This window comes from Nocardia tengchongensis (assembly GCF_054781395.1).
In genome coordinates this window covers 256534-268657 of sequence record NZ_BAAGUM010000006.1, presented here as the reverse complement: position 1 = coordinate 268657, position 12124 = coordinate 256534, and the positions used below count along the sequence as shown (strand labels likewise).

The following is a 12124-nucleotide window of genomic DNA, read 5'->3' as shown; positions in this document are numbered from 1 at the left end:
GCAAAAAGAGCCTACTTCCTGCAATTTCCGAGTGGACAGGGAGCGCTCACGCATGCTCGAAATCCACTACATCGAACCCGCCCTCATGATCCACACTGTTGGGAGTTCACCGTCATGAAGACTTTCGCTCGCCGGGCCGTCGTCGTCGCCGCCACCGTGGCCGTCGCGGCCGGGGCCTTGACCGCTTGTTCGCAGACCGGCGACCACGACTCCACGCAGGCGTCCTCTACCTCTACCTCTGCCGTGGTGCCGGGGGTCGCGGACTGGAAGGGTGACAAGCCGACGATCGTGCTGGTGCACGGCGCGTGGGCGGACGCGGCTGGTTGGACGCCCGTCGTCACCGAACTGCAGAAGGCCGGGTTCCCGGTCAAGGCGCCGCCGAATCCCTTGCGGGGGTTGGATTCCGACGCCGCATACATCTCCGGTGTGCTGCGCCAGACCACAGGACCGATCATCCTCGTGGGCCATTCTTACGGAGGCGCGGTCATCACCAACGCCGTCGCGGGCAACACCCAGGTCAAGGCGCTGGTGTACATCGCCGCATTCGCACCCGACCAGGGCGACTCGCTGGCGAGCCTGAACTCCAGCGCACAGGGCAAAGAGATCCCCTCGGTCCCGGCCACGCCCTCGTCCTACCCCGACACCGGTGGCAGCACCGGAACAGAGCTCACCATCGACCCCGGCCAATATCCGAATGTGTTCCTGGACAACACCGTAGCGCCAGACCAGCAACATGCCCTCGCGGTCGAACAGCGTCCCCTCAGCCTGGCCGCGGTGACGGGGACCTCCGGCGCCCCGGCCTGGAAGGCCCTGCCGTCCTGGTACATGGTCGCCGAACAGGATCATGCGATCGCGCCGGACCTGGAGCGATTCATGGCAACCCGTGCAGGCGCCCACACCGTCGAGGTGGAAGGACCGCACCTGATCATGCAGACCAGCCCCGACGCCGTTACCGCCCTGATCGAACAGGCAGCGGTAGCCACCCGCTGATCACCGCATTCGGGACCTCGAATGCACTGCTTCGGCTGTCGCGCAGTGCCATAGAGACAAGACTCCCGAACTCCGGCTCAGCCGGGAATCGATCGCGTTTGTTGAAGCTGCACAACGATTCAAGGAGAACACTATGTCCGATCAGACGGCTCCGACGGTGGTGCTCGTCCATGGAGCTTTCGCCGATGCTTCCGGATTCACCGGGGTCATTCGGGAACTGTCCGCGTCCGGGTATTCGGTGATCGCGCCACCGAATCCCCTGCGAGGGTTGGGAAATGATGCCGGGGTGGTGCGGTCGGTCGCGGCGGCGGTCGACGGTCCGGTGGTGCTCGTGGGTCATTCCTATGGGGGCGCGGTGATCGGTCAGGCGGCGGCCGGGCTCAGCAATGTGACGGGGCTGGTGTACCTGGCGGCGTTCAGTCTCGACGTCGGTGAGAGCTGTATGGATGTCCAGCAGCCGTTCGCGCCGTCGCTACTGGCCGATACGGCTCGGCCGACGGCCTACGACGCGCCGGGTGCGGCCGGCGGGCCCGACCTGTACATCGACGGGAAGCGGTTCCGCGAGACGTTCTGCGCCGATGTCCCGGTCGACCTGGCTCAGGTGATGGGTGCCGCTCAGCGACCGCTCGCGGCGGCCGCGTTGGCCGAGAAGGCCACCGAGGCCGGGTGGAAGCGGATCCCGTCTTGGTACCAGGTCGCCCGGCACGACAACGCCATCAACCCGGAAGCTCAGCGGTTCATGGCCGATCGCATGGGCTCGACCATCGACGAGATCGACGGCTCACACACCGCATTCATCAGCCGGCCCGTACGCGCCGCCGAATTCATCGTCAACGCCACGCGGGGGCGCTGACCGGCTCACCGACAGGGGAGCGGCACGGTCAGTTCGCGGGCGTGTCGCTCCTGTGCAGCAGCTGCGCACCCTGTGCCGCCGCCACGGTGCACAGTGCGAGGAGGCGCCGGTGTAGTGCGTCGATCTGAGCCTGGACGGCTCCGTTCGTGAAATGCCAACCTGGCGGCGGGTGCGCGGCCGGGGCCTGCTGTCGGCGGAGATCGATGCCGACGATGTCCGCCACCTGGTGCGTGGTGCCACGTACGCCGCCGACCTCAGTGAAGGCGATCCCGGTCCCCGCGCGCAGAACTATCTGGCAATCACACTTCGTGGCTTGCGAACCGCTGAACCCCGAGACCGGGCGGCGGGATCCTGACCTGATTTCCGGGGTGCCGGCGAAGGTGTTCTGCCAGCTCGATCGCCCGCACTGCTGCGTCTGCGGCCACTCAGTGTTGCGTGATGTCGCCGCTGGCAGCCATCAGCTCCCGCCGCTGATCGCCTCGCAATCACGAACGCGGCGTGCCGCATTCGCGGGCGGACTCAGCTTCGGAGATCCCGAAGTCTCGGGAGTCGCCATCGGCGTGAGCCGCCCGCGAGTGCTCAGTGGCTCAGCGCAGGCCCCGGAAGGTTGTGCGCACATCACCGATGAACGCCTCGGGGTTCTCGAAGTGGCCGAAGTGGCCGCCCCTCTCATGGGCGTTCACGTTGACGGCGTTGAAGAATCCGCGCGACGGTCCGTGTTCGAATGCGGCGATCCGTTCCTCCACAGTGTGGACCCCGGGCGGGTACACATCACCGAGCAGCAGGGTGAAGCCCGCGGGAGGCTCGACGATGGGCAGCCGGTCGTGAACCGGCTGCCATGGGTATCGGACCGAGTTGCGGTACATCCTGATCGAGGACCCGATGGATTGCGTGACCCAGAAGATCGTCGCTTGGGTCAGGATGAAGTCCCGGGAGAACACGGCGTCGAAGTCTCCGTGCTTGTCGCTCCACTTCTTCCAGCGCTGCAGCAGCCAGGCGAGCATGCCGATCGGGGAGTCGTCGAGGCCGTGGGTGATCGTCTGTGCGTCGAGCATGTGGACGGCGACATGGGATGCGTAGGTGGCGTGAAGTTTGAGGATCTCCTCGCGTAGCTGTGGCGAGGCGTCCGCCGGAATGGGTTCGCCGGCGGTGAGGTCCCAGTAGCGGTCGTGCTGAAACATTCCGGGGACGAGGTCGTGGCCGAAGTGGAGCCCGATGATGCTGTCGCCGTATTTGTGGCCGAGCGCGCTGTTGACGAGTGCGCCGTAGTCGGAGCCGAGCGAGCCGTACTTCTCGTACCCGAGTACTTCGGTCATGAGGGTGTGGAGAATGTCGGCGATCTTCCAGTAGTTCAGATCACCGCGACCGACCGGCGTCGACCAGCCGAACCCGGGCAAAGTGGGGACGATGACATCAAAGGCGTCTGCGGCGATGCCGCCGTGTGCGGCGGGGTCGGCGAGCGGATCGATGAGTCCGTAGCTGAACTCGCCGGGCCACGGCCATCCGTGCAGCACCATCAGCGGGATCGGGTTCGGGCCCTTGCCGGGCTTGCGGACGAAATGGACTGGTGTGCCGTCGATGTCGACCTTGTACTGCTCGAATCCGTTGAGGCGCTTCTCCGCGGCCCGCCAGTCGAATCCGTCGGCCCAGTATTCGACGAGCGGCTGGAGATAGGCGGTGCTCAGTCCGTAGTACTCGGTCTCGTTGTCGAGGTCGGCGGCGAAGCGGGTTGTTTCGAGGCGGCGGCGCAGATCGTCGAGGGCGTCTTGGGCTACGTCGATCGTGAACGGTGTCAGGGCATCGAGGTTGTTGCTCATGATGTGGTCTCTTTCGGTTCTCTGGGTGTTCAGTGCGTGAAGTCGAGCCGGAGGCGGGTCTGGATGAGTTCGGTGATCCGCCACAAGCCGTCCGTTTTGAGGAACTGCGCGTGGTAGTGGCCGAAGCCGTGCATGCCGACGAACGGGAGCCCTTCGGGGATCTCGGTTCCCTCGACTCGGCTGATCAGGTCTTCCATGGACCACACCCCGCGGGCTGAGGTCGGCGAGTCGACGTCGATCTCGTCGGAGAACAGGTGATGGATCAGCACCACGTCCGCGCCGCCGCTTTGTTGCAGGGTTGCGACGATCTCGTCACGACCCTGCATTCGCATCCAGACCGAACCGTCGGGCTTGTGCGGAGTGAAGGTCCCGTCGGGAGTGAAGAGCCCCGCGAGGTCCTCCCATCGCTGCTGATCTGCGAAATGGACGTACCGCGCCATGACACGGCGGAGCTCCTCGATGATGCTCAACCGCTCGAGAGTGTCCATGTGAATCACCTCTTTCGTCGACTGAGGTCCGCCACACCACGTAAGCGGACCGGATGGTCATTTTTGACGATAACAGATAACCGGACCGGGTGGTCACTTTGCTAGAATTAAGATGACCCGACGGTCCGGTTCATTCGCGATCCGGCACCCTGCCTCGGGCTGAGGTGTGCGGAGGATGCGGTGGCAGAGCCGGCAAGGCAGATGCGTAGCGACGCGGTGCGGACGAGAAAGCTCCTCCTCGACGCGGCAACCGAGGCGTTCGCGCGCCACGGAACCGAGGTGTCGGTGGCGGAGATCGCCGAGTCGGCGGGAATCGGCAAAGGAACGGTGTTCCGGCACTTTCCGGCCAAGGACGATCTACTCGCGGCGATCGTCTGCCAGAACATGGAACGGATGGTTGCGACCGGTGAGCGCCTGCTCGGGGAGGGTGATGCCACCGCCGGGCTGTACGAATTGATGACCGTGGCGGTAGAACTCCAGGTGAAGGACCGCGCCTTCTGTCAGGTCGTCCACGGAGCCCTTCGCGAGCACGCCGACGTCGCGCGCGACCGCAAGCGGCTCGAGGCCGTGACCGAGGCTCTCACCCGCGCCGCTCAAGATCAGGGTGGGATCCGTGGTGACATCACAGGGGCCGACGTCATCCTGCTCATGGCTGGCATCTACCAAACCGCGGCACCAATGCTCGATGAGCAGCCCGACCTGTGGCGGCGCTACCTGTGCTTGGCGTTCCAATCGCTGCAGGACGTGACGGCTGGCCCACTACCTCACCCCGCGCCACCATGGTGAACCGATGAGTTGCGTGTCCGACGTTCCGATCGGGAGTCGATGGGAGTCCGACGGAACCAACTGTCTGGGCCGCCAGCGGCAACCACTGGGCCGAACCACCAAGGCCCGCATGGTCCCCAGCGGCACGAAGGCACCCAGCTCCGGCCCGAGTGATCGAGCACCCGGTTATGGCACCGGACCGGTAGGCGCCCAGGGGTCGACCGGAACGTGGTCGAGGGCATGGCCATCGGCGTCCAGCAATCGGCCCCAGGATTTGACGGCTCGCAGGACCAGCCGCTGGTCGGTGACGACCGCCTCCGGTGGGAGTCGTTCGAGAATCCGGGTCACGTCGCGGTTGCGGTGAACCTGCGCCATGACCATGAGATTCGCGGTGCCGACCGTGGACAGGCAGATCCGGGTCTGCGGCCATGATCCGATCTGTGCGCCCAACTCGTCGAGCTGGTCGTGGGGGACCGACAGCCACAGGACGTATTCGGTCGGCCAGCCGCCCTCGCTGCGCGCGAAATCGGTTCGGAAGGAAAGCATTCCGCGTTCGACGAGAGTTTCCACCCGGCGCCGGACCAGGGTCTCGGACGCGCCCACCTCCCGGGCCAGGTCACGGTATCGGGCTCGGCCGTCGCGCTGCAGCGCCACAAACAGGGTCCGGTCCGCCTCGTCGAATACTCGGTTGCGGTCGGATCGAACCTGCTCCTTGCGGTGCTGCTCGGACACCGAACGCTTCTGGGCGGCGTCCATCGCGCCGAGTTGCCACCGCACGGCGCTGTACCAGACCAGGCCGATCCGAGCCTGGGCCATGGCGATCCCGGGTGTCCGCGGGAGCCCGTCGAGGAGCAGTGTTGTCAATGCCGCCATATCGCCGGCGAAAACGAGGGTGTGCAGGTCGAAGGCACCGTCGGTGGCGTACACGCTGACGACCTGCGGGACCGCGCTCAGCGCGTGTGCGACCTCGGTGACACGGCCGGGCTCGGCCCGCACCTGATACACCGCGCCGACCAGAGCCAGCTGTGGGCCGGGCACCGATGACACCCACGCCCGGCCGGACTCGCTGAGCCGCTGCCATCGGCGCGCTGCGGTGACCGCGGAAATGCCCAGCGCTGGGCCGAGTCGCTCGAAGCTGGCGCGCGGATTGGTGTGCAGCGCGTCGAGCAGCATGACGTCGACCTCGTCGACGCCGCCGCTGCGATCCTTGGTCATCAGCACTCCGTCCCGATCGGGGCATCCGGGCTCTGCCGCTTACCTGCATCAACCTATCAAGATCGCCTGTTTCCAACGATATGCCCGACACTGAGACTTGTTTCCTTCAATATCCGGGTCTTGTTCCTTTGGGGCGTTCACTGAGTTCATGAGCGATTCGACAGTCACCGGTGTCACCGTGCCGCTGGTGCGATGGGTCGAGCAGTTGACGCTGGCCACGATCCCGGACCGCGTCCGGACACGTGCCAAGCATCTGCTGCTCGACGGCGTGGCCTGTGGCCTGGTGGGCGCCCAGCTGCCGTGGTCCCGGGTCGCGACCGATGCGGTCCTGGGTCTGGAAGGCAGCGGGGACTCGGTGGTGATCGGTACCGGCGCCACCACCAGCGGCCCCGCCGCAGTGCTGCTCAACAGCACCTTCATTCAGGGTTTCGAGCTCGACGACTTCCACCCGCTGGCACCGTTGCACAGCAATTCGCTGATCGTGCCGACCATCCTGGCGACCGCCGAATCCCTCGGCGGAGTCACGGGTGCCGCGGCGCTGACCGCCGCGATCGCGGGGTTCGAGGTCGGGCCCCGGGTGGGGCTGGCGCTGCACGGGGCGCAGATGCTCGACCGCGGCTGGCACAGCGGTCCGGTCTTCGGGACCCACACGGCGGCAACGGTGGCCGGGAAGCTGCGCGGACTCGACGTCCCGCGGCTGGAGGATGCGCTGGGCATGGCGGGCACCCAGTCGGCCGGGCTGATGGCGGCCCAGTACGAGGCGATGTCCAAGCGCATGCAGCACGGATTCGCCGCGCGCAACGGCTATTACGCGGCCGGACTGGCCGCCGCCGGCTACACCGGCATCAAGGAGGTGTTCGACCGGCCCTACGGCGGCTTCCTCGCGGTGTTCGGCGAGGGCCACGATCCTGATCCCGCGCAGGTGATCGCCGGACTCGGGCAGGGCTGGCACACCGAGCTCGTCATGGTGAAATCCTATGCCGCGCAAGGCGGTTTGCACGGAACCGTGCAGGCTGCCCTCGAATTGCGCGCCGAGCACGCCATCGATCCGGCCACCGTCTCCCGCGTCGAGATCCGGGTCGGCCGCACGGTTTACCACCACGGCTGGTGGGAGCCGCAGCGTCCGCTGACCTCGGTCGGCGCGCAGATGAACCTCGGCTATGCGGCGGCGGTCGCGCTGCTGGACGGACAGGTGCTGCCGCCGCAGTTCACGGCGTCTCGGCTCGATGCCGGCGACGTGTGGAAGTTGCTCGGAAAAGTCGAGGTCCAGCTGGACGAATCCATCGAGAACGGCCCGGTACAGGACAGATTCGCCACCGATCTCACTATCCGTCTCGAGGACGGCACCGTGCTGCACAGGCGAATCGCCCAGCCGCACGGCGGGCCTTCGGACCCGGTCACCGACGACGAGATCGTCGCCAAATACCGCTCGCTGGTCGGGCCGCTGCTGCCGGCCGCCCGGCTCCACACGATCGCGGACGCCGTCCTGCGGCTCGACGAACTCACCGATGTCCGCGAGCTCGCGGACCTGCTCGCCGCGCCGGTGGCCGGTGCCCTGGACGGAAAGGACGCGCAGTGAATATCGCGCACGCGGCCCGGCGAAAGTTGCGGCGCAGCTTGGCATCCGGCGAACTGGTGGTCGCACCGGGCGTGTTCGACGGATTATCGGCGTCGCTGGTCCGCCGGGTCGGATTCACCGCCGCCTACATGACCGGCGCCGGAGTAGCGGCGTCCGGATTCGGGCTGCCCGACATCGGACTGGTCACCCAGACCGAGATGACCGAACGCGCCCGGTTGCTCACCGCCGTCCTCGGCGATCTCCCGTTGATCGCCGACGCCGATACCGGGTACGGCGCTCCGCTCAACGTGATTCGCACCGTGCGCGAGTACGAGGCAGCGGGTGTGGCGGCGATCCAGCTGGAAGATCAGGCATTTCCGAAGAAGTGCGGTCACCTGCCGGACAAGGAACTGATCAGCACAGCCGAATTCGTGGTGAAGCTCCGCGCCGCGCTCGAGGCGCGCACCGATCCGGACCTGGTCGTGATCGCGCGCACAGACGCCCGCGCGCCACTGGGCCTCGGCGCCGCGATCGAACGGGCGAACACCTACGCCGACGCCGGTGCCGACGTCCTGTTCATCGAGGCGCCCCGGTCGATCGACGAGATCGAACAGATCGCCCGGGAGGTTCCGGGCCCCAAGCTGATCAATCTCGTCACCGGCGGTCTCACCCCGATCGAATCCACCCGCCGGATCGCCGATCTCGGCTACGCGATCGCCATCCAGCCGTCCCTGCCCCTCGGGGCCGCAGCCTACGCGATGCTGACCGGTCTCGCCGAGCTCGCCGGCCGCGACCCCGCACCCCTGCTGCCGACGAAACCGGCCGAATTCTTCGACCTCGTCGGCCTGGCCGAGTGGTCCGAGCTCGGCGACCGCCACCGTATCGAAGGAGTTTGACCCGCCATGGGAATGACCATGATCGAGAATCTGCTGGCCCGCAAGGCCGGGCTCGCACGGGTCCGGCCGGGCGATCTCGTCACCGTCGAGGTCGACATGTGCGTCATGATCGACCTCCAGTTCGCGACCCTGTGGATCCCGCCGGCCCGGATCCACGACCCCGACAAGGTCGCGGTCGTCATGGACCATGCCGTTCCCGCGCCGACGCTCAAGGACGCGGAGGGCGGTCCCAAGGCGCGAAAGTTCGTCGCCGACTTCGGGATCGAGAGGTTCTTCGATGTCGGGCAGCACGGGATCTGCCACCAGGTCATCGCCGAGAACGGGTTGGCTCTCCCAGGAGAAGTCCTGGCCTGCACCGACTCGCACACCTGCGCCGGCGGCGCCTACAACACCGCCGCCCGGGGACTGGGCCCCGCGGAGGTGTACTCCATCCTGTGCACCGGTGTGACCTGGTTCCAGGTCGCACCGACCGTGCGGTACGAGCTGGTCGGTTCGCTGCCGCCGGAGGTCGGCGGCAAAGACGTATTCCTCTATCTCGCTGACACTTACGGTGACGCGACGAACCGGAATCTCGAATTCGGCGGACCGGGCTTGGCCGGCATTCCGTTGAACGACCGCCGGACCATCGCGACCCAGGCCGCTGAGATCTCCGCCGATTTCGCTACCTTCGGTGTCGACGACCGGCTGCGAGAGTTCTTCGCGGAGAAGGGCATCACCGACTTCGTGCCCGCGGACGCAGACCCCGATGCCGAGTACGACGCCGTGCGCACCGTCGATCTGTCCGCCCTCGAACCGTATGTGGCGCGGCCGGGCACCGTGGCGCACAACGGAATACCGGTGTCGCGCATCGAACATCGCAGCATCGATCAGGCGTTCATCGGCTCGTGCGCCAACGGGCAGCTCGAGGACCTGCGCATCGCCGCGGGGATCCTGCGCGGCCGGACCGTCGCTCCCGGCGTGCGCCTGCTGGTCACACCCGCCTCGCAGCAGATCTACCGCGACGCGATGCGGCTGGGTTACCTGCAGGCCCTGGCCGACGCGGGCGCGGTCGTCACCAACTCCACCTGCGGTGCGTGTTTCGGCTACCACATGGGCGTGGTGGGCCCCGGCGAAGTCTGCCTCACCTCGAGCACCCGCAACTTCACCGGCCGTATGGGCAGTACGGAGGCCGAGATCTACATGGCCTCTCCGGCCACCGTCGCGGCCTCGGCCGTCACCGGCTACATCACCGACCCCCGGAGCGTCACCGCATGAGCACCACCACGACTATCGGCGGCAAGGTCTGGGTCTTCGGCGACTCGATCGACACCGACGCCATGTATCCGGCGTTCGCCATGAAACTCGACCTGCCCGAGGCCGCCCGGCACATCTTCTACCAGCTCCGTCCCGGCTGGACCGACCAGGTCGGCCCCGGCGATATCGTGGTGGCCGGCAAGAACTTCGGCGTCGGCTCCTCCCGCCCGGCCGCCGCGCTGTTCCGGCACCTGGGCGTCGCCGCACTGATCGCCGAGGAATTCAATTCGCTGTTCTTCCGTAACGCGATCAACGCGGGGCTGCCCGCGCTCACGGTGCCCGGCGCGACCAGCTTCTTCCGCGACGGGGACCGGGCCGTCGTCGATATCGCCACCGGCGCCTACCGCAACGAAACCACCGGCGCCGCGGCGCGCACGACTCCGCTGCCGCCACTGATCCGCGAAATCCTTTCCAGCGGAGGCGTACTCGCCCGGCTGGCCGAAAACGGTTACCTCCCTGCGGAACTTCTCGCTGCGCTGCGCTCGGGTGCCGTCGGTGCCGGCGGATCCGCGGCGTGACGAATTCCGCGACCGAGAGCAACGGAGACCCCCATGGCTGTACATCTACTCGCGCGGCTGCTGCGCCCGGTCCGAGCCGGAATCGGGCGGACCACCTGGCACCACCCGGCGGCCGTCGCCCCCGAGACGATCACAGTGACCAGCAGTGCCTTCCGCGACGGCGGGCCGATACCCCAGCGCCACGCGGGATCCGGTGTGGGAGAGAACATCTCACCGCAGATTGCGTGGTCGGGAGTCCCGGCGGCCGCGGTGGAGCTGGTGCTGGTCGTCGAAGACCCCGACGTGCCGTTGCCATGCCCCATCGTGCACGCTCTCGTCACCGGAATCGACCCTGCGGTAGGCGAACTCGGTGAGAACGCGATCAATCGCCCCAGAGCCGAGCTCGCTTCCGGGCAGATCGGCATCGGATCGTTCCACCGCCGTGGATACGCCGGTCCACGCCCGATCCCCGGCCACGGCCCGCACCGGTACGTGTTTCAGATCTTCGCCCTGGACGCAGCCAGCAGCCTGAACTCCGACGCCACCCTCGCCCGAACCCTGACTGCGATCGATGGTCACGTCCTCGCTCGCGGAAGGCTGACCGGTACCTATCAGCGGGATTGAGATCCCTGTACCGCTGTTCCCCCAAGGCGCGGCAGAGAAGAAGTCAGGTTCGTGAAGGGTCTGTCTAGCTATAGATAGGTATAGTAAGGTGCTTTACGGCAGCGGCATACCGACAGAAAGGCCGATGCAGTGACGCACAGTGCGACACAGTCGAATCCGATCCTCGTCACCGGCGCGACCGGCCGTCACGGCAACACCGGCGAGCATGTGGTCAGACGCCTTCGAGACGAAGGGCACCGGGTGCGGGTGCTGGCCCGGGAGATCAGTGACCGCACCGAGCTGCTCGAGTCCCTCGGTGCGGAAGTGGTGGTGGGCGACCTACATCAGCGCAGAACCCTCGCCGCAGCCCTCACCGACGTCGATCTGGCGTACTTCACCTACCCGGTGGCTCCAGGAGTCGTGCCGGCCGCAGCCAACTTTGCCGCCGCGGTACGCGAGGCCAGCAGGCAACCCCGGGTCGTGGTGATGTCCATGGGCCCAGCACATCCCGACCATCCCAGTGAACTGGGGCGAAACCAGTGGCTCGCCGAGCAGGTGCTGCAGTGGGCTGGGTTGGACGTGCTCATCTTGCGCGTGGTCGCCCTGTTCCACGAGAACCTCGAGGTACTGCACGCTCGGTCGATCCACGACGAGAGCGTGATACGGAATTCGTTCGGTGACAGTGCGATCGGCTGGATCAGCGGTCGAGATGCCGCCGAACTCGCCGTTGCGGCGATGCTGCACCCGCAACGATTCGACGGCCCCGTGGTGTTTCCGCCCGGCCCGGAGTCGTTCACCCATGCGCAGATCGCCGAACTGCTCGGCGACGTGCTCGGGCGCCCGGTGCGTTTCGAAGCGGTCTCGGCCGATCGATGGCGCCGCGAACTCGAGGGCCTCGGCGACGGTGTGATCAACCACGGTATGGCCCAGCACATCTCGTCGGTCGGAGAGGTCATCGCCCGCAGCGGGCAATCCATCCCGGCGGACCCGCAGAAGATCCGCGATTTGATCGAGCGTGAGCCCATCTCCTTGCGGGAGTTCCTGACCTCGCGCACAGCGGCGTTCCGGGCCGTCTCCCCGTAGTTAACCATTTTCGTGACCGAGCCGGCACCCGGATCGGTGGGCTTTCGTAGCAGATGACGAACAGGC

12 protein-coding genes are annotated in these 12124 nt (G+C 66.9%); 9 read left to right on the top strand and 3 right to left on the bottom strand.

What is annotated here, in order from left to right; all coding sequences use genetic code 11:
• Positions 1-114: 114 nt before the first annotated feature.
• Positions 115-990, top strand: a complete 876-nt coding sequence (locus ACYVKL_RS12260) for an alpha/beta fold hydrolase (RefSeq protein ID WP_379162300.1) — start codon at positions 115-117, stop codon at positions 988-990.
• 133 nt (positions 991-1123) lie between these two features.
• Positions 1124-1843, top strand: a complete 720-nt coding sequence (locus ACYVKL_RS12255; RefSeq protein WP_379162297.1) for an alpha/beta fold hydrolase — start codon at positions 1124-1126, stop codon at positions 1841-1843.
• Positions 1844-2430: 587 nt separating this feature from the next.
• Here ACYVKL_RS12255 and ACYVKL_RS12250 read toward each other — a convergent pair.
• Together ACYVKL_RS12250 and ACYVKL_RS12245 are read right to left on the bottom strand one after the other, a co-directional pair.
• Complete coding sequence (locus ACYVKL_RS12250) at positions 2431-3660, bottom strand: epoxide hydrolase family protein (protein ID WP_379162294.1); 1230 nt, start codon at positions 3658-3660, stop codon at positions 2431-2433.
• Positions 3661-3689: 29 nt separating this feature from the next.
• A complete protein-coding gene (locus tag ACYVKL_RS12245; protein WP_379162291.1) occupies positions 3690-4148 on the bottom strand; it encodes a nuclear transport factor 2 family protein in 459 nt (152 codons plus the stop codon).
• A gap of 180 nt (positions 4149-4328) precedes the next feature.
• Between ACYVKL_RS12245 and ACYVKL_RS12240 the strand changes: the two genes are divergently transcribed.
• On the top strand, positions 4329-4934 hold the full coding sequence (locus tag ACYVKL_RS12240) for a TetR/AcrR family transcriptional regulator (protein ID WP_379162288.1): 606 nt from the start codon (positions 4329-4331) through the stop codon (positions 4932-4934).
• Positions 4935-5099: 165 nt separating this feature from the next.
• Here the strand turns inward: ACYVKL_RS12240 and ACYVKL_RS12235 are convergent, their stop codons facing one another.
• Positions 5100-6128 (bottom strand): Lrp/AsnC family transcriptional regulator, encoded by a 1029-nt coding sequence (locus tag ACYVKL_RS12235; protein ID WP_379162285.1) that lies wholly within the window; start codon positions 6126-6128, stop codon positions 5100-5102.
• 148 nt (positions 6129-6276) lie between these two features.
• Here ACYVKL_RS12235 and ACYVKL_RS12230 point away from each other — a divergent pair, with 148 nt between their 5' ends.
• The 6 genes from ACYVKL_RS12230 to ACYVKL_RS12205 all read left to right on the top strand — a co-directional run bounded on the left by ACYVKL_RS12230 (position 6277) and on the right by ACYVKL_RS12205 (position 12058).
• Entirely contained in the window at positions 6277-7707 is a 1431-nt protein-coding gene (locus ACYVKL_RS12230; protein WP_379162282.1) for an MmgE/PrpD family protein, read from the top strand.
• Positions 7708-7709: 2 nt separating this feature from the next.
• Positions 7710-8582 (top strand): isocitrate lyase/PEP mutase family protein, encoded by an 873-nt coding sequence (locus tag ACYVKL_RS12225; protein ID WP_379165698.1) that lies wholly within the window; start codon positions 7710-7712, stop codon positions 8580-8582.
• Between the two features lie 6 nt (positions 8583-8588).
• Complete coding sequence (locus ACYVKL_RS12220; RefSeq protein ID WP_379162279.1) at positions 8589-9836, top strand: 3-isopropylmalate dehydratase large subunit; 1248 nt, start codon at positions 8589-8591, stop codon at positions 9834-9836.
• Positions 9833-10393: a LeuD/DmdB family oxidoreductase small subunit gene (locus ACYVKL_RS12215; RefSeq protein ID WP_379162276.1), complete on the top strand. Its 561-nt coding sequence runs from the start codon at positions 9833-9835 to the stop codon at positions 10391-10393. The genes ACYVKL_RS12220 and ACYVKL_RS12215 overlap by 4 nt, the downstream gene beginning before the upstream one ends.
• A 33-nt stretch (positions 10394-10426) precedes the next feature.
• Positions 10427-10996 (top strand): YbhB/YbcL family Raf kinase inhibitor-like protein, encoded by a 570-nt coding sequence (locus ACYVKL_RS12210; protein ID WP_379162274.1) that lies wholly within the window; start codon positions 10427-10429, stop codon positions 10994-10996.
• A gap of 129 nt (positions 10997-11125) precedes the next feature.
• On the top strand, positions 11126-12058 hold the full coding sequence (locus tag ACYVKL_RS12205) for an NmrA family NAD(P)-binding protein (protein WP_379162271.1): 933 nt from the start codon (positions 11126-11128) through the stop codon (positions 12056-12058).
• Positions 12059-12124 lie beyond the last annotated feature (66 nt).